Origin of the sequence: Alkalicoccobacillus gibsonii, from assembly GCF_016798245.1 — a bacterium.
GTDB lineage: Bacteria > Bacillota > Bacilli > Bacillales > Bacillaceae_D > Alkalicoccobacillus > Alkalicoccobacillus gibsonii.
Window position 1 is genome coordinate 599,077 of the sequence record NZ_JAEUZA010000003.1, and the last position, 18,128, is coordinate 617,204.

Sequence of the window (18,128 nt, forward strand, 5' to 3'; positions counted from 1 at the left end):
AGCTGGGATGAGCAGAGCGGAGAAGAGTCATTATTTAGAGTTAGATCGAGTGATTTTTATTGGAAGAACGTTTGATGAATATATGAAAATGTTTGGTTTGAATGAGCAAGATCTACAACGGGAGAAAGTGCTTGATTGTCCAGCGGGGGCATGTTCTTTTACTGCTCATGCCCATTCCTTAGGTATGGATGTTACAGCCTGTGATATGGCCTATACGTATTCGATGCAGTCCTTATACGAGAAAGGATCTGACGACGTTGAGTATGCGATGAAGGGGGTAGCAAAAGCTAGGGACAAGTATCAGTGGGATTACTTTAAAGATGTTGAGGATTTGAGGGTGCACCGTCTCACGGCATTAACAGAATGTACAAATCATATGGAAGCATTTCCTGAACGATACGTACCGGCGATGCTTCCGGCCCTACCTTTTGCAGATCAACAGTTTGATCTAACACTTTCAGCGCACTTTTTATTTATGTATAGTGATCGACTGGATCAGGATTTTCACCTAAAGACAATCAAGGAATTGTTACGTGTCACCAAAAAGGAATTAAGAATATTTCCTTTGGTAGACCTTGAAGGCGAAAGATACGCACATTTAGATCAAGTGAAGTCAACCTTAACTGAAAGAGGCTTCTCAGTTTCAGAAGTGCGAACAACGTATGAATTTCATAGCAACGCACACACGATGTTAGTCATTAAACGATAAGAGAAAAGAGGATGCACGATGTCAATTCGAAAGGCCGTTATAGAAGATGCGCCTGCTATGGCAAGAGTCCATGTTGATAGCTGGCGTACTACATACAAGGGACTATTGCCCGATGAAATGTTGGAGAAACTTTCATACGATGAACGAACGAAGCTATGGGAGAACAACATACAAAATGAGCGAGGATTTATCTATGTAGCAGAAAAAGATGATGGCCAAATCATTGGTATCGCTTCAGGAGAAAAGCGTGAAAAAAGCAAGGATGCGAATGTAGGGGACTTAACGACTGTTTACCTTTTTAAAGAGGAACAAGGAAAAGGAATTGGCGCTCGACTAACCAATCAAATTTTAGAGGAACTCTATACATTAGGCTGCACAACCATCTATGTCGAGGTCTTAGCGAATAATCAATCAAGAATCTTTTATGAGAAGATGGGGGCAACTCTTCATCAGGAGGAGCAGATTACTCTTAGAGGCGAGAATGTGGATGTGCTTATTTACGAATGGAAAAAGGAAACTTGAACCTCATGGTAGAAAGATGGATTCTGTATACGCCTGTGTACAGAATCCATTTTATTTCTTAACTTTTTCTAAAATCAGTGTGAAGAAAGATCATTTCTAGAGGATATCTGTATAAAATGGAGGTCAGTGAATCATGTTCTTTAAGCGAAAAAAGTTACAATGCTCATCGTGCAAAAAAGAATTTCAATCAGATGAAAAGCTGGCTCTATTCGTTAGGGCAGGAGAGCTAAATGGAGTAACAAATTTAAAGGCGTTTGCAAAATTACAGCGCCTAGAATGTCTGGATTGTGTAGCAAAAGGGAGTAAGTAAGCCCTAACCGCATCGCTCATATCAAGGAACTTTGTGTAAAATATCAAATAATCATGACCTGGTACTAACATTAGGTATAAGATAATTAGTAAGAATTAGACATTAGGGGGTGTTCATTTGAAAGAAAAGAATCAGAAAGCCCATCAAAAGATTGATCAGGCCATCGATGAGGTGCTCTTACTCGCGGAAGAGGATTATATTGATGTGTCTACGTATGAGGCGGTGAAGAAGGGGTTTGATGCAAAGCTTCTGGCTTTAGAGGAGCAAGAAAAAGAAGAGCTTGCTAAACAAAAAGCAGCAGAGGTTGCGGAAAAAGAGCTTCAGCTATCTCAAACTGCTCCTGCTCAATCGCAAGAGCAAGCGCCTCCCGCAATAAATAAGCCAGTTCAAACGCAACCTGTCCGTCCAACAATTGTCAAAAAACAGCGTACTCCTGAGGAAAATCGCAAACGTCGATTAACGTATATTCTGACGTCTGGGGTCGCATTGTTGCTATTGGGTGGAGTGCTACTTGCATTAACCAATTGGCTAGTGCTTGCTCCAATCACAAAGGTTTTCTTAATTAGTGGAATTGCGGTGTTGTTTGCAGGAATGAGTTATGTAGCTCATCGTCTTAAGATTAAACAAACGATGCTTGCTTTTCTGATGCTTTTTGCGTTTTTTGTACCGATTGTCTTTTTCTCTATTAGTTATTATGGAATTTTTGGTGATTACTTATCTATGGGTGGAGAGGGCAGTTTGTTATTTGCGGCTCTTGCATCTCTTACTTGTGCTGTACTTTACGCATTTTTATATAGCATTGAAGCGAACCGGACATTTCAGATTGTTGCACTTCTCGCAACAGCTTCAAGTATGTTGTATACGGCTGGATTTATTTCATCCACGATTGAGACGTATGTACTCATACTAGCAATCTTTGTGTTTGCTCAACTGCTTGTTTGGAAAAAGGCAATGGGTTTATCTGCGTTGCAGTCGTATCGTGCGTATCTGCCATGGTTTATACTCGCGCAGATCATTCTCGCAACGTTTATCCAATTTATTTTATTTGAATGGAGTCGCGCTGGCTTTGGAAACTATGCGTTACTCGGTATTCTCTATTATTGGTTTGCTTTAAAGCAACCTGTGTATAGAATTCTCTCTATCCCTGCCGTTTTAACCTTTAGCATAGGTGTAACAGGCTTTATCTTCTGGAACGCAAATGAATATGATTGGTATAATGCCTTACTTACGTTAGTGTTACCTACGATCTTACTGGCGGTTTATCAGATTGAGAAGAAAAAAACCGGGGACGTTTTATTGTATATGCCGATTCAGGTTATCTTTTTTGTTACGATCTTTTTCACACATACCTTTAGTCAACTAATGCTCCTTGACGATTATTTTGCTCCTAACTTGTACGGCGTAACCATGTGTGGAACTGTGGTTCTTCTGATTACGGCCGGATGGTTAGCTAAACAACGAGTGACTTTGTTCTTTGGGTATCTGTTAGCCAGTTATTCAATCTGGTATTTACTCAGTCATTACCTTAAATCCATTAGTACTCGGGCGATTTTACTTGTTACGCTTTTTGTTGTTCTTTATCTAGCAACGATTTTCATTCAGAAGCTTGATACAAGGTTGATACGCCATCCAATTAAACTCATTTCTGCTTTATCGTTAGGAATGATTTCGTTGGAGCTCGCTGCTTATACAGAATGGTGGCTATTAACTGCTGTATTCCTGAGTCTAACGATTGTTGCCTCTGTTTTGTTTAGGTATGAAGTAAAAGCGTATCAGAGTGTGATGAGTGTAAGTGGAGTCATTGTCTTATTCTTTGCAGTGATTACATCTTATTTTGCCAGAGCAAATGAAAGCATCTATCTTGCACCACTTGATACAACCGTTCACTTTATAGTAGGTGCAGGTTTACTTTCAGGCTTACATTTCGCCTACAAAAGATGGCAGGGTATGCAGACAGCCGTTGTCTCTTATGCTTCTGGTGGCTTGCTCTATCTAATCGTCCTGATGACAATCCTGTATCACTATCTCACGTTCGCTAGTGAGTTCCCTGTTGTTCTAACTGGCTATCTGCTCGCTGGAGTTCTCTACTTCCTAGTGGCTGCTGTCGTAATATTTAAGGAATCGGGATATTATGTAGGTGTTCTTGCTTTTGCGTTACTTGCGTATATGAGCTTACTGAACACAGTACTTGCTGAGACGACAGTAGGCTTCTGGACCATTCTACTCCTTTCTGGTGGTATCTTCATATGGATTGGAAAAGGGATCAAACGAAGCACCTCACTGGGAGCAAGCTTGTTCTATGTTACAGGTCACAGTCTTCTTTTAATCGTGGGCCTTTTCTATTCACTTTTTATCTTTATTAGTGACTTAAGTGTACATGGCTTACTCGTACCATTTGTTTTCTTTATTGCAGAAGTCATTCTTTCAAAGAAACGAGTGTGGCGTCTCGCTCAAAGCTTATGCGCAGGAATCTTCCTATTAATACACAACATGATATGGTTCAGTAAGCTGCCGGTTGTGACAGAGTCAGACAGCTTACTTCTTACAGGAGGAATCATCCTTCTTTGTATGCTTTGGAAACCACTGTCTTATCAAAGAAAAGGGATCCTCGCTGGGTTGGTCTTACTGAATATTTATCCTCTTTCGTTACTTATTTGGGAAGCAACACTTTATGGAATCGTGAAAATAGCTATTGTTTTTGCGGTAAGCATTTTGAGTATCTATTACCTTGAAGAGAAGCTTAAAAAAGGCAACTATACAGCAATCCCATATGCGTTCGCTTCACTTATCGTTCTCTTTGGAAATGAAAGTACGCTTCAAACAGTTATTTTACTCGTCGCCTTAGCGTTTGCAGGCAAGGCAACAGGTGTTTATTACGTTGGCTGGTCCTTCATATCAAGCAAACGAGTGAACAGCTATCAGATCATTAGTACACTATTAATTTTATTTGCGAGTTTGCAGCTTCGTGGGGATCAAACAATTGGAACAGTTGTGGAGCTTACGCTTGCAACCATTCTTTTTGCTTATCTTGTTCTGCTTTTTATCAAAGAGCAAAACAAAGGCGTTCGATTCGTAAAAGCGGCTACGCTGTTAATTGGTTTCTATTATCCGTACTCGCTGTTCCTAACGCTCCTCCCAGTTGCAGATGAGTATATGGTCTTTATCTATACGGTTCCATGCATGCTACTTGTGAGTATTCTCCTGCGAATCGTTGCCAAAGATTATTCATGGAGACCACCGGTTGAAATGGTTACCGTAGTCCTTGGGTTTATTGTGATGAGCTTATCCACACTTGCCAATCAAACGCTTTATGGAAGCTTAACTTTAAGCATTCTTGCTGTTCTTGCCATACTCGCTGGTTTTTATTTGAAATACGCAGCTTACTTTATAACAGGTGTAGTGGCTCTACTTGTCAATACGCTTTATGCCACAAGAACGTTTTGGTCAAGTATCCCTTGGTGGGTATATCTCATGGCTGGAGGAGCCATTCTCATCGGATTTGCCACGTACCAGGAGCTTAAGAAACGCGAAGAAGACACTTCAATTAAGGATCAGTGGGGTCAGTTCATGAGGAAGCTGAAGAATTATTTTACGAATTGGAAATAAGGGATGAGAGCAATGAACAAAATCAAGATGTCTCCTTCTTAAAAAAAATTTAAAAAAGCCTAAGCAACTTCTAAAGATGATCACTGTATGAACAGGATCATCTTTTTTATTCTAGCAATTAGAGTAAAATGAGGTAGAAAGGTAGCTTTTTTCACGCATAATTTAAAATTTGAAAAGATAATAGGTTATCATTTACAATGAAACGTACATTATTTGTAAGCGCTTAAAATAGGAGGGCGATTTCAATTATACAATGGTGGCTGGCTTATGTTTAAGAGGTTTAAAGTGAGAACTGTGCTATTTAGCAGCTTTGCTTTGTTTATTATTATCCTTTTCTCTATTCTGATTCTAGTAAGTTATAGAACTATGGTTAACGAAATGACAGACCAGACCATAGTTCATCAGCAAGAAACATTGGCTCTGTACAGCAAAGAGATTAACAATCAGCTTCGTGCTGTTGAAGAAATGTCTTTAGTGTTATCAAGATACAGTGCGCTCCAAACAATTCTTCAAGGGTCAACTGATTCTGGACTTTATTACTACAATTATCAACGCTCCAATGTTCATTCTTATTTATATCAAGTGATTCTTAGTATGTCCTTAGTAGAATCCATTGATATCTACATGCAACAGCCACCAGCCTACGATCCACAAACGCCTATTCGTTATTTATCTATACTTGATTTACATGATCATCCCAAGAACCAAACACTGAATCAATTGGATGAGGGATGGCTTGGACCTCATCAAATGCACTTAAAAGAGGAGTCAGCTGAAATCGTCTCCTATACGAGAAGCATCTATTCTTCTTCAGGAACAATACGTGGTGTATTGGTTATGAATATTTCTCTTCAACAGTTCGTCCCATTGATTAAGGATAATCAACAATCAAAATCTCGTGTCCTATTGGATTCTTCTCTTAATCAAATTGCTACAATTGGAGACCCAGACCTTCCAATTAATTTGGAATTACAACTACATATGGCTAACCTCACAAATAATGAAAACAATGAAGGTATGCAGGAAAATGATAAAGGCTTAATCGTTTGGTCTGGTCTTAGCGAGTCAGGGTGGAAATTAGTTGAGCTAACACCAAGAGGAGAGCTGACAGGAAGCGGAGCTCGTATGGCTATCATCCTATTTGGAATTGGCTTTATTGCTGTCATATGTGCTCTGTTTGTGACGTACTTTCTTTCTTCAACATTTACTAAACCCATTTTACTTTTAGTTCATGCAATGCAGAAATATGGACTAGGGCAAACCATTTCTCTGCCGGAGAATTATCATAACGAGTTCGGGCAGCTGTTTAATGGCTTTCAACGTATGACTAATCGGATTAAAAGACTCCATCAAAAAATTGAACACCAAAGCTATTTAAAACGAAAAGCCGAAATCGGTGCATTACAAGCTAACATTAATCCTCATTTTTTGTACAACACATTAGATCAGCTCAATTGGATGGCGATTGAACGAAATCAAGATGAGATGAGCAAGGTCATTGAATTAATTGGGAAAATGTTACGTATTGGACTATCAGAAGGTAAAAGTTTAATCCCTATAAAAGATGAGCTAGCCCACGTTCAATATTATCTGAAGATTCAGCAGTATCGGCTACACAATTCTTTAACCTATGAATTTAAGCTAAGTAAGGATGCAGAGCCCTATTTCATTCCTAAGTTTACACTTCAGCCACTGATTGAGAATGCGATCATTCACGGTTTTCATAGACGTGAACAAGGCAAGATTAGAGTGACGATCACAGTCGAGGAAAAAAGAGTGAACATTCGAGTCACAGATAATGGATGTGGATTTGAAACAAAAATGATGAAAAAAAGAGGATATGGCATTGAGAATGTGGATAAACGTATCAAAGCCTATTTTGGCGAGGGATATGGTGTCATCATCCGTAGTAAAAGAAATCTAGGAACAACTGTCAGCATTAATGTAGCTAAACAATTGAATGATCAAATAAAAGGTGGGTTAACCAATGTGGAGGACCGTGATCGTTGATGATGATGCACAAGTATTAGCTGGGTTAAAAGCAATTATTCCTTGGAAGAGCTTAAACATGTGTCTGGTAGGAGAGGCCAGGGACGGATCGGAAGGAATGAAAGTAATTTGTGAGAAGGAACCGGATTTAGTGATTACAGATATCTATATGCCTGTGATGGATGGGTTAGAGATGATGCAATCACTTTATAGCTGCCATGCGTTTACAGGGAAGTGTGTGATTCTGAGTGGGCATTCTGATTTTGAATACGCAAGAAAGGCCTTGCGCTTACGAATCGATGAATATCTTTCAAAACCAACTTCATCTGATACCATTAAAGAAGTTCTTGCGCGAGTAACAGAACAGCTAGCTCAGCACCATGTTGAGCAGCAGAAGCAGGAGGAGCTAGAGGATCAGTTAAAATCGTACGAATACCTTATTGAACGGAATTGGCTGCGAGACGCAGTAATAGGGGAGTCGAGTCAGAGAGGAGCCTTTCTCCCATTGCAACATACTTGGAAGAATAAGCGACATGTAGTCTGTGTGCTAGCCATTCATCAGAGGCCAAGTATGACTTCAAACGTCACAGATTGGTTTCTCCTACGTGTGGCATCAAAAAATATTGTTGGAGAGATCGCTAAAAACCATCAGATTGAGTTGGATTGGGTGGACCTTTATAACGAATTTTCAGCTGTTGTGATTCATGATGATCAAGAGAGTGATTGGGATAAATTATATATTCAACTACAGGATATAGCAGCAGAGATCGTTGAATCTGTTTCAAGATATCTTAAGCTGAAAGTCCTAATTGGCATTGGGGAGCCATGCGATACATGGCGGCAGCTTTCCACCTCAACAGATGTTGCGATGCAAGCATTAAAGGAACCAGCAAAACACGTGGCGATTTCTGGAGAAGAAACAACTGCCGTAACTGATCATAAAAAGAAGGAGCCCTCTTGGTATTATTTAAGCATGGCTGAAGCAATTCGATTTGGCCGATCGGATGAAGTGGAAAGTTTGCTGCATCAATGCTTTGACCAACTGGAATTGGAAGGAAGGCTTAACTCCCCAGATCAATTACGTATGTGTGGTACAGAGATTTGGACTGCTATTTCGTATTCAATGCATCATAAGGGGATGCCAATAGATGATATTTTCTCTACTATAGATTTAGCCGAGGATTTAAATAGAATCCTATTTCAAGAGGAACTTAGGGATTGGCTAATAAGAAGAATCATTCGCATTTTTGATTATTATAAGCTCGACGATAATATTAAGCATAGACGTGCCATTAAGCGAACCATTGAATATATTCATAATCACTATCAAAACGATCTATCTATACAGAGCATTGCGGATGATTTGAACCTTTCGAGAAACTATTTAGGTCAGCTTTTTATTAAAATTGTTGGAGAATCTTTTAAATCATACGCTACAAGGGTGCGCCTTGAAAAAGCAAGACAACTTTTAGTAGAAGGAGACGAACTTTTAGTATACGAGGTTGCAGAATCTGTGGGTTATACTCATGTTCCATATTTTACAAGGCAGTTTAAACAATACTTTGGCTGTAGCCCAACGATGCTTCTTAAGGAGTCTAAGACAAAATAGAGGAAATCTAATCATATGCAAGCATTTATTGAATTTACGCAGAATGCTTTATTTGTGCAACTTTTTTAACATTTGTGTTCTATTCACAGATATAGAAACCGTTTACACTAAATGAAAGCGCTTTATTAATAAGGAGGAGACATTATTGAAGAGGATTAAACATTTGGGTAAGCTATGTTGTTTAACAGCGTCATCTGTCCTTGTTTTCGCAGCATGTTCTTCATCAGATACTGGAGGTGAAGAAAGCGCAGATGGCACTGGAGCTACGGATGAAGGCGGGGAAGTAGCAGATGTTCAAGAAGGTCAAACGGAATTAAGAGTTTCATGGTGGGGCGGTCAGGAAAGGCATAACCGAACCATTGAAGCAATTGAGCTTTTTGAAGAGAAGAACCCTGATATTGCTGTTAGTACGGAGTTCAGTGGTTGGGACAGTCATTGGGAACGGTTATCTACTCAAGCAGCAGGACGAAATATGCCAGATGTAGTCCAGATGGATCTACAATATTTAAATGAATATGTCTCGCGTGATCTATTAACAGGACTTAATCAATTTGTAGATTCAGGTGTTATTAACTTTGACGACGTTGATGAAGTGCTCATTGAAGGTGGATATGTTGATGACGAATTATATGCAGTTAACCTAGGAACTAACTCACTTTTTATGCTTTATGACCCAGCTGCCTTTGAGGAAGCGGGTGTTCCGGAGCTTGAACCAGGATACACATGGGAGGAATATGCTGAAACAGCTGCAGCGCTTAATGAGGAATTAGGAATCTACTCTGGAGAAATATCAATCATGCCATTCTTCAGTCATTATCTACGACAACATGATTTATGGCTTTATAATGAGGATTACACTGAGATGGGCTATGACGATCAGTATTTAATTGATTTTCTAACTATGTACAAGGATATGTTGGATGACGGTTTAGTACCAGGTCCGGATGTAACGGCTGATATTCAAGGGTTAGAGGATTCGTTAATTGTACATGGCGATGCAGCAACTATTCCAGAGAACAGTAATCTTATTATTGCTTACGTTCTAGCAGCAGATCGTCCACTGAAGATGACAACCTTCCCTGTCGTAGAAGGCGGATCCAATGGACATATTTTAAAGCCTGGTCAATTTTTATCTGTCTCTTCTCAATCTGATAAATCTGAGGAGGCAGCAAGGTTCATTGATTTTATTACAAACGATCTGGAAGCAAATGAAATTTTGAATGCAGAGCGTGGTGTGCCAATCTCTCAGGTAGTTCGCGACCATCTTTACGAGGACTTGGATGAAGTAGAGCAAATGCAGTTCGACTATATGGATTTAGTTGTTGATTACTCTGCGCCAATCCATCCACCAGAGCCACCAGGTACAAGACAGATTAGTGACGCCTATACCCGTCTATTGGAAGAGCTCTCTTATGACATGATTACGCCAGAAGAGTTTGCTGAGCGTTTCAGAGAAGAGGCAGAGAGTATTCTACAAAACTAGTTCTAACTCACTAGAAAGAAGCAGATTGATTGCTTCTTTCTCTTTTGAAAGGAGGCAAATGAAATGGCAACCACTGAGAGTGTTAAAGTAAACTCGTCCAAAAAACCAATGAAGACGGAGCAAGAAAAGAAGAAACGAAGAAAGCAGGAGCTCATTGCATACGCTTTTATTTCACCATGGTTAATTGGTTTTTTAGGATTTGTTATCGGTCCAATGATTGCTTCCCTTTACTTTTCATTTACAGATTATGATCTACTTTCTAGCCCTAACTGGGTAGGATTATCTAACTACACGGAACTCCTCACGAATGATGCGCGCTTTCGAACATCAGTCAGTGTCACATTAATCTTTGTATTGGTATCTACTCCTTTAAAACTCATTTTTGCCTTAGCTGTCGCTATGCTTTTTAACAATGAACGCAAAGGAAAAGGTTTTTACACGACGGTTTTCTATATTCCTTCAATAATTGGTGGAAGTGTTGCCGTCGCAGTTATGTGGCGCCAGTTATTTGGTGGGCAAGGAGCGGTTAACGACATACTGTTATTTTTAGGAGTAGAGGGCCGAAATTGGATTGCCAGTCCCGATCATGCCATTTGGGTATTAGTTTTGCTAGTTGTTTGGCAGTTTGGCTCACCTATGATTATCTTTCTAGCAGGACTTAAGCAGATTCCAAGAGATTTGTATGAAGCTGCAATGGTAGACGGAGCAGGAGCTATTCGTAAATTTAAATCGATCACACTTCCTTTATTAACACCTGTCATCTTCTTTAACCTGATTATGCAAATGATTGGTGGATTTCTTATCTTTACTCAGGCATTTATCACTACGGAAGGTGGGCCGCTTGATCGTACGTTATTTTATGCATTGTATCTGTATGAGAAAGCCTTTCAAAACTATCAAATGGGATATGCCTCGGCCATGGCTTGGATGCTATTAGTGGTAGTTGCAATTATTACTGCCTTAATCTTCTATAGCTCAAAGAAGTGGGTATATTACGAATCGGAGAAGGGGTAATCTCATGGACAAGCAAAAAAAGATGAGAACGATCTTATATCATTCTATCGTTATACTTTTTGGCGCAGTCATGCTCTACCCAGTCTTATGGATGTTTGCTAGCTCATTTAAACCACACACAGAGATTTTTCAACAGGCTGCATCTCTTATTCCTTCTTCGTTTAATTGGGATAACTATTCTGTAGGATGGGCTGGATTCGGCCGTGTAGGATTTGATCAAATTTTTGCAAATTCTCTTTTTGTATCCACTTTAAATATTGTGGGGGCTTTGTTTTCATCCTCTCTTGTTGCCTTTGGATTTGCTCGATTAGAATTTCGTTTTAAGAAAACTTTATTTGCGTGCTTAATTGGAACGCTGATGCTGCCTATGCAAGTGACGCTCATTCCACAATACATTCTTTTTAATGAACTTGGCTGGGTTAATACTTATTTGCCTCTAATTGTTCCGGCATTTGTAGGTGGAGTGCCCTTCTTTATTTTTTTAATGGTGCAGTTCATTCGCGGCGTACCAAAGGAGTTAGATGAAGCTGCGCTCATTGATGGCTGCTCAACCTTTGGCATCTTCTGGCGAATCATTCTACCACTTTGTAAGCCAGTACTCGTTACGGTTACAATCTTTGCTTTTATGTGGAGCTGGGACGACTTCTTTGGAGCGTTAATCTACTTAAATGATCCAGGATTATATACTGTAGCGTTGGGTCTTGCAAGTTTCCTAGATTCACAAGGAGCTAGCTCCTGGGGACCTTTACTCGCCATGTCAACCCTATCATTATTACCACAATTTATTATCTTTTTGTTCTTCCAAAAGTATCTGGTTCAAGGTATTGCCACAACTGGTCTTAAATAAATGTAGATCTTTGCCTTTTAATAAAATAGAGAATAAAGGAGAGCAATGCACGCACACGCGTCATTGCTCTTTTTTTTAGAGGAATATCTCGACGTGTATCGAATGCGTAATAAAAGGAGTGATCAAATGACTGTACCTAAACACATTGTTTCAGCGGCAGCGATTGTATTAAATGATCAAAACGAATTACTTTTGGTAAAGAACCCGAATAGGGGCTGGGAGATGCCAGGTGGTCAAGTGGAGGAAGGGGAATCGATTGAGTATGCTGCCATTCGAGAAACGGAAGAAGAAAGTGGAATCATCATTGAAATTACTGGTTTCTGTGGAATTTTTCAAAATGTAGAAGGTTGTATTTGTAATACATTATTTTTAGGAAAGCCTATAGGAGGAGAGTGCCGACCATCGAATGAAAGTGATGAAGTGGCATTTTTTCCTCTCGAGCAGGCATTGGATATGGTTAAGTGGAAGAACTTTAGAGAACGAATTGAAAAAAGTTTAAATTCAGAAGAGCAACCTTTCTTTGTGACATTTTGATAAACTAGAGGTAGCAACTAAAGATACGGGAAGTGAATGAAATGAAAAAACGCATTGCCATTGATATGGATGAAGTAATGGCTGACTTTATCCCAAAGCATTTATCTTTATATAACACAGAGTATAATGATGATATAAAGATTGCTGACTTACATGGGTGTACGTTAGAATCCCTCAGGCCAGAACTTGAAGATAAAATCAAAGGATATATAAAAGATCCTACGTTCTTTCGGGATCTTGAAGTGATGAAGGATAGTCAGCAAGTAATTGAAGAATTAACACACTCTTATGAAGTATATATCACAACCGCTGCTATGGAATATCCAACTTCATTTACAGCTAAATACGAGTGGCTGAAAGAGCACTTCCCTTTTCTAAGCGATTTGAACATTGTCTTTTGCGGAAATAAGAGCATCATTCGAGCTGATTATCTAATTGATGATAACTCAAGACATTTTAAGACCTTTGAAGGACAAGGAATCCTCTACACAGCTCCACACAATATACATGAGTCGGGTGTGGTTCGAGTGAACAACTGGAAGGAAGTCCGAAGCTATTTTCTATAAAAAATAGGGGGATCGTTATGTCGATAAAATTAGATATGGTAGGTATCGTGGTTAAGGATATGAAGCGGGCTTTGGATTTTTATCGAACATTAGGATTTGAGATTTCTTCAGAATGGGACAGTCAGGCCCATGTAGAAGTTGACCAGGGTGGAGTGAGGCTTGCCTTTGATACGGTCGAGGTTGCGACTTCTGTCTATGGATCGTGGAAAGAACCAACAGGTCACCGAATTGAATTAGCTTTTACTTGTGAGAACGCAACAGCGTTAGATGAGTTATACCAAAGAGTAATGGATCAAGGATACACTAGTCATAAGGAACCATGGGATACGTTTTGGGGACAGCACTATGCCATTTTAAAGGATCCAGATGGAAACTTGATTAGTTTATTTAGCGATCTCAACTAGAAATAGAGTTTAATTATGAGAGGTGAATACCAATGAACATCATGAAAGTGCTTTATGAATGTAGCAATTGGTTAGCTAAGGTTATGTATCTTCATACATTATGGGTTGTATTCACGCTTGCTGGTTTAGTTGTTTTTGGCATCACACCAGCAACGATGGCGCTCTGCTCAGTTGTTCATAAATGGTATGACAAAGACTTTGACCTACCGATATTTAAGCAATTTTATTCAACCTATAAGGCTCAATTTAAGAAATCCAACGTATTGGGTTTACTCTTAATGGGTTTTGGATTGTTTCTATACATTGATCTAAAGATCTCAGAAGAAATTATTCAGTCCTTTTATTTACATGCAGTGATTCTTTTTATTTGTTTTGTGTATCTAATGACAGTCATTTACATGTTCACGATATTCGTTAGGTATGAGTTACCATTGTTCTCTTATTTTAAGCAGTCATTGTTTATTGCATTAGCCAGACCAATGGAGACAATTGCGATTCTTTTAAGCTTATTCATTCTGTATTATTTATTTAGCTTTGTGCCAGTTCTTTTCATCTTTGCGGGTTCTTCGATTATTTTTACACCGTTGGTTTGGTTCTCATACCGTGCTTGTTTATTAGTCGAAGAGAAGAAATTACATGTTCTAAATAACACCGTCACACAGACAAAATAGACCATATTTAAAAGAGGCTATATAGATAGCTTCTTTTTATATTTAGCGTCGGAAATGCTGATACATAGCGACTCTTTACTGTATGTCATAAGATACATATTCCATCATGATGCACATATTAATGGTAGTATAAGCCTTAAATATGTAAGCGATTTCAATGTTTGTCTTCGATGTTGTGTTAATTTTTTGAAAATAACATATTGATACTATTTCTCTGGCAGTGCTACGATTGGAGCAATTTAAGAGAAGGAGGTATTCAATGAAACTACAACCAAAAACGCTACCTGTAGAAAAGACACATTCTACAATTCCACCAAAAAAAGTGAACAATAAAAAGACTAAAAAGATCTTACAGAACTGGCAGCTTTACATATTTATTTTACCGGCTTTTCTTTACTTCTTTATTTTTCATTACATGCCTTTATACGGATTACAAATTGCGTTTAAAGATTTCACACCTGTTGCGGGAATAACAGGAAGTGAGTGGGTTGGGTTCAAGCATTTTATCCGATTTTTTGAATCCTATTATTTCTGGGATCTAATTAAAAATACCCTTGGACTGAGCGTGTATGAATTAATTGTTGGATTTCCTTTACCTATTATATTGGCACTTCTATTAAATGAAGTGAAAGACAGCTTTTTCAAACGTACCGTTCAAACGGTAACCTATGCTCCTCACTTTATTTCTGTTGTTGTAATTGCGGGGATGGTTATCGCATTTTTGTCTCCTGTTACAGGAATTATCAATCACGGAATTCAGTTACTGGGGTTCGAGCCGATTGCGTTTATGACAGATCCCGCATGGTTTAAAACGGTTTATGTATTTTCTGGTGTCTGGCAGAGTACTGGTTGGGGTACCATCATCTATTTGGCAGCCTTATCAGGTGTAGATCCACAGCACCATGAGTCGGCCGTCGTTGAAGGTGCGAACCGTTTACAACGAATTTGGCATATCAATATTCCATTTATCTTCCCGACGATGGTTATTCTTCTCATTATGAACGTTGGAAACATTATGGCGTTAGGTTTCGAGAAGATCTTATTATTCCAGAATCCTTTGAATTTAGAGTCCTCAAATGTGATAGCGACATTTGTATACAAAGCTGGACTTCTAGATGCACAGTATAGCTTTGCAGCAGCAGTTGGTTTGTTCAATGCTGTTATTAACGCAATCTTACTCATTGTTGTTAACCAAATTGCAAGAAAAACAAGCGAAACAAGCTTATGGTAAAGGGGGAGCCTTATGAATACAACGTCAATACAAGAAACAAAGGTAGATAAGCTGTTTAAAGGATTTGTTTATCTTTGTTTGACTCTTGCTTTGATAGCCGTTTTGTATCCCCTCATTTATATCATTAGTGCTTCAGTCAGCAGTCCTGCATCAGTGAATAGTGGACAAATGTGGCTATATCCCGTTGATATTACGTTTGCTGGATACGAAATGATTTTTCAAAACAGTCAAATTTGGAGAGGGTATTTAAACACCATCTTCTATACAGGTCTTGGAACACTTATTAACCTGCTCGTGACCATTCCTGCCGCGTACGCTTTATCACGCAGGGACTTCTTTGGTAGAGGTTTCTTTACTGGTATGTTTGTTTTGACCATGTTCTTTAGCGGTGGATTAATTCCAACGTATCTTGTGGTTAGGGACCTTGGCATGATTGATACGATTTGGGCGATGGTCTTACCGAATGCAGCCGCGGTGTGGAATATCATTATTGCACGAGTCTTCTTCCAATCAACTATTCCAAAAGGATTGGAAGAGGCTGCTACAATTGATGGAGCCTCTAACTTCAAGATGTTCATGAAGATTATTTTACCTCTCTCCGCGCCAATTATCGCAGTTATGGCTTTATTCTACGGTGTTGGTCATTGGAATGGTTACTTTAACGCATTGATTTACTTGTCTGATCGTAACTTGTACCCGCTTCAGATGGTACTAAGGGAAATCCTTGTCCTTAATGAACTTTCATCAAATAATACTCAGATAACTGGGGAAATGGCAGAAGCGCTTCATAGTAAGCAACAGCTTGCGGCAATTGTGAAGTACGGAGTCATGATTGTTAGTACATTACCAATTATCATTGTCTATCCTTTCCTACAACGATTTTTCGTTAAAGGTGTAATGATAGGGTCTTTAAAAGGCTAAACCTTGCTTTAAGTTAAATTGGGGGTGAGTAGGGAACGGGCCTGTATCACTAATTAATGTATGAACAAAATTGAGAGGGGTTAGTAGAATGAAAAAATCGTTAACACTTTGTTTAACCGCAGTTGGTTGTCTAGGGTTTATGGCGGCATGTAGTTCAGATGATGCTAACACGGATAACTCTTCAACAACTAAATCTGATGTCGAGATCAACAAGGAAGGGTTTCCGATTGTCGATGAAGAGATAACGCTTTCGCTAATGGCTCCAGGTACAGGAATGGCCGAGTGGAAGGATATGCCTACACTTACGGAATACAGTGAGCTAACGAATATTAAATTTGATTATACAACGCCTCCGATGAGTGATTTTGGAACTAGACTTAATTTGGCATTCGCTAGTGGCGATGTAGCCGATATTATTTATGGGGCAGGAAGTGGTAATTTAACGCCTGGTATGGAGGTTGATTACGGTAGACAAGGAATTCTAATTCCGTTAGAAGATCTTATTGCCGAGTATGCTCCTAATATCCAAAAACTTTTAGATGAAAATCCGGAAGTAGCTAAATCCATTACTACAGTGGATGGACATATCTATTCGCTTCCTGCCATAAATCAGCATCCAAACGCTGGATGGGCAGTCCCGATGTGGTATAACGGCGCTTGGCTTGATGCATTAGATGTTGAAGAATTACCGAAAACAACAGATGAACTGTATGATTTACTTGTTCGTTTTAAAGAAGAAGATCCAAATGGAAATGGTGAAGCGGATGAAATCCCTTTACTTGATGTTCAAATGAATAGCACGCGTAAGGCGTTTTTAGCTGCCTTTGGTATGAAGGATTGGGGCGTAGAAGAGGTTGACGGTAAGATTCGTTATGCTCCAAGTACCGAAAATTACAAAGAGTATCTAGCCTATATGAACAAGCTATATGAGGAAGGTCTACTTGATCCTGAGACTTTCTCTCAATCTGATGAGCAGAAAAAAGCCAAAGGCCAAGAGAACAAATTGGGTCTATTTCCTGACTGGTTCTCATTCTTTACAACAGGTGAAACAGAGGAAGAATCAATGAATAATCCAATGTTCCATCCTTTATCTAGTCCGATTACAGATGAGCCATTGATCCCAATTAATCCTGGAATCTCAAGAGGAACCTTCTCTATTACAAGTTCAAATGAACATCCAGAGGCGTCCATTCGCTGGGTAGACTACTTCTATTCAGAAGAAGGATCTGAGTATCTAAACAGAGGCCCAGAAGGTTATTTATATGAGCTAGATGATAATGGGGACAAAGTTGATCTTGAGCTGCCGGCAGGCTACGAGAGTACAGAGGAATACCGTGGAACATTAACTCCAGCATACGGCATTCCGACTCCAACACTTGTTATGCGATACGAGGATGATGAATTATCTGAATTCGATCAGTTCTTGGATAAAGAAACAGCCGAAAAAGTTGATGCATACGGTGAAGTGCCGATTCCATTATTGTATCTAACCAATGAAGAGCAGGAGATCGTGAACACAATTGAAGTGGATCTAAAGTCTTACGTTGAACAATTAGAAGCTCGATTCATCACTGGCGTTGAACCGCTTTCGAATTGGGATAATTATGTAGAGACGATTGAAGGCATGAATATCGAAAAATATGTGGAGATTTATCAAGAAGCATATGATCGTTGGGCAAGTAGTTAATTAGATGAAAAAGAAGCTCGTATCA

The 18,128-nt window shown here is 39.2% G+C and carries 16 protein-coding genes; all 16 read left to right on the forward strand.

Annotation, left to right across the window (positions count from 1 at the left end; translation table 11 throughout):
* The first annotated feature begins 7 nt into the window (after nt 1-7).
* The 16 genes from JNO66_RS14730 to JNO66_RS14805 all read left to right on the forward strand — a co-directional run bounded on the left by JNO66_RS14730 (nt 8) and on the right by JNO66_RS14805 (nt 18,103).
* On the forward strand, nt 8-709 hold the full coding sequence (locus JNO66_RS14730) for a class I SAM-dependent methyltransferase (RefSeq protein ID WP_203089221.1): 702 nt from the start codon (nt 8-10) through the stop codon (nt 707-709).
* A gap of 18 nt (nt 710-727) precedes the next feature.
* Complete coding sequence (locus JNO66_RS14735) at nt 728-1,231, forward strand: GNAT family N-acetyltransferase (protein ID WP_203089222.1); 504 nt, start codon at nt 728-730, stop codon at nt 1,229-1,231.
* 133 nt (nt 1,232-1,364) lie between these two features.
* Complete coding sequence (locus JNO66_RS14740; protein ID WP_203089223.1) at nt 1,365-1,541, forward strand: hypothetical protein; 177 nt, start codon at nt 1,365-1,367, stop codon at nt 1,539-1,541.
* Between the two features lie 117 nt (nt 1,542-1,658).
* Nucleotides 1,659-5,147, forward strand: a complete 3,489-nt coding sequence (locus JNO66_RS14745) for a hypothetical protein (RefSeq protein WP_203089224.1) — start codon at nt 1,659-1,661, stop codon at nt 5,145-5,147.
* A 285-nt stretch (nt 5,148-5,432) separates the two neighbouring features.
* Nucleotides 5,433-7,157 carry a cache domain-containing sensor histidine kinase gene (locus JNO66_RS20920; RefSeq protein ID WP_203089225.1) on the forward strand — a complete coding sequence of 575 codons (1,725 nt, stop codon included), beginning with the start codon at nt 5,433-5,435 and terminating at the stop codon, nt 7,155-7,157.
* Nucleotides 7,135-8,745: a response regulator gene (locus JNO66_RS14755; RefSeq protein WP_203089226.1), complete on the forward strand. Its 1,611-nt coding sequence runs from the start codon at nt 7,135-7,137 to the stop codon at nt 8,743-8,745. The genes JNO66_RS20920 and JNO66_RS14755 overlap by 23 nt, the downstream gene beginning before the upstream one ends.
* A 145-nt stretch (nt 8,746-8,890) precedes the next feature.
* Nucleotides 8,891-10,228: an ABC transporter substrate-binding protein gene (locus JNO66_RS14760; RefSeq protein ID WP_203089227.1), complete on the forward strand. Its 1,338-nt coding sequence runs from the start codon at nt 8,891-8,893 to the stop codon at nt 10,226-10,228.
* A 108-nt stretch (nt 10,229-10,336) separates the two neighbouring features.
* Nucleotides 10,337-11,242 carry a carbohydrate ABC transporter permease gene (locus JNO66_RS14765; protein WP_246483315.1) on the forward strand — a complete coding sequence of 302 codons (906 nt, stop codon included), beginning with the start codon at nt 10,337-10,339 and terminating at the stop codon, nt 11,240-11,242.
* A 4-nt stretch (nt 11,243-11,246) separates the two neighbouring features.
* Nucleotides 11,247-12,089: a carbohydrate ABC transporter permease gene (locus JNO66_RS14770; RefSeq protein WP_203089229.1), complete on the forward strand. Its 843-nt coding sequence runs from the start codon at nt 11,247-11,249 to the stop codon at nt 12,087-12,089.
* Nucleotides 12,090-12,215: 126 nt separating this feature from the next.
* Nucleotides 12,216-12,623, forward strand: coding sequence for an NUDIX hydrolase (locus JNO66_RS14775; RefSeq protein WP_203089230.1), 408 nt, complete (start codon nt 12,216-12,218; stop codon nt 12,621-12,623).
* A 41-nt stretch (nt 12,624-12,664) separates the two neighbouring features.
* On the forward strand, nt 12,665-13,189 hold the full coding sequence (locus JNO66_RS14780) for a 5' nucleotidase, NT5C type (RefSeq protein ID WP_203089231.1): 525 nt from the start codon (nt 12,665-12,667) through the stop codon (nt 13,187-13,189).
* 17 nt (nt 13,190-13,206) lie between these two features.
* A complete protein-coding gene (locus tag JNO66_RS14785; RefSeq protein ID WP_203089233.1) occupies nt 13,207-13,593 on the forward strand; it encodes a VOC family protein in 387 nt (128 codons plus the stop codon).
* A gap of 32 nt (nt 13,594-13,625) precedes the next feature.
* Nucleotides 13,626-14,264: a YesL family protein gene (locus JNO66_RS14790; RefSeq protein WP_203089234.1), complete on the forward strand. Its 639-nt coding sequence runs from the start codon at nt 13,626-13,628 to the stop codon at nt 14,262-14,264.
* A 259-nt stretch (nt 14,265-14,523) separates the two neighbouring features.
* A complete protein-coding gene (locus tag JNO66_RS14795; protein WP_203089235.1) occupies nt 14,524-15,495 on the forward strand; it encodes an ABC transporter permease in 972 nt (323 codons plus the stop codon).
* A gap of 12 nt (nt 15,496-15,507) precedes the next feature.
* A complete protein-coding gene (locus tag JNO66_RS14800; protein ID WP_203089236.1) occupies nt 15,508-16,416 on the forward strand; it encodes a carbohydrate ABC transporter permease in 909 nt (302 codons plus the stop codon).
* Between the two features lie 88 nt (nt 16,417-16,504).
* The gene (locus JNO66_RS14805; RefSeq protein WP_203089241.1) at nt 16,505-18,103 is read left to right on the forward strand and encodes an extracellular solute-binding protein; all 1,599 of its coding nucleotides are present in this window, start codon (nt 16,505-16,507) and stop codon (nt 18,101-18,103) included.
* The last annotated feature ends 25 nt before the right edge of the window (nt 18,104-18,128 follow it).

Bases quoted from the DNA above. Each gene is read 5' to 3' on its own strand.
- JNO66_RS14730 (WP_203089221.1), top strand. From the start codon at position 8: ATGAGCAGAGCGGAGAAGAGTCATTATTTAGAGTTAGATCGAGTGATT.
- JNO66_RS14735 (WP_203089222.1), top strand. From the start codon at position 728: ATGTCAATTCGAAAGGCCGTTATAGAAGATGCGCCTGCTATGGCAAGA.
- JNO66_RS14740 (WP_203089223.1), top strand. From the start codon at position 1,365: ATGTTCTTTAAGCGAAAAAAGTTACAATGCTCATCGTGCAAAAAAGAA.
- JNO66_RS14755 (WP_203089226.1), top strand. From the start codon at position 7,135: ATGTGGAGGACCGTGATCGTTGATGATGATGCACAAGTATTAGCTGGG.
- JNO66_RS14765 (WP_246483315.1), top strand. From the start codon at position 10,337: ATGAAGACGGAGCAAGAAAAGAAGAAACGAAGAAAGCAGGAGCTCATT.
- JNO66_RS14770 (WP_203089229.1), top strand. From the start codon at position 11,247: ATGGACAAGCAAAAAAAGATGAGAACGATCTTATATCATTCTATCGTT.
- JNO66_RS14775 (WP_203089230.1), top strand. From the start codon at position 12,216: ATGACTGTACCTAAACACATTGTTTCAGCGGCAGCGATTGTATTAAAT.
- JNO66_RS14780 (WP_203089231.1), top strand. From the start codon at position 12,665: ATGAAAAAACGCATTGCCATTGATATGGATGAAGTAATGGCTGACTTT.
- JNO66_RS14785 (WP_203089233.1), top strand. From the start codon at position 13,207: ATGTCGATAAAATTAGATATGGTAGGTATCGTGGTTAAGGATATGAAG.
- JNO66_RS14790 (WP_203089234.1), top strand. From the start codon at position 13,626: ATGAACATCATGAAAGTGCTTTATGAATGTAGCAATTGGTTAGCTAAG.
- JNO66_RS14795 (WP_203089235.1), top strand. From the start codon at position 14,524: ATGAAACTACAACCAAAAACGCTACCTGTAGAAAAGACACATTCTACA.
- JNO66_RS14800 (WP_203089236.1), top strand. From the start codon at position 15,508: ATGAATACAACGTCAATACAAGAAACAAAGGTAGATAAGCTGTTTAAA.
- JNO66_RS14805 (WP_203089241.1), top strand. From the start codon at position 16,505: ATGAAAAAATCGTTAACACTTTGTTTAACCGCAGTTGGTTGTCTAGGG.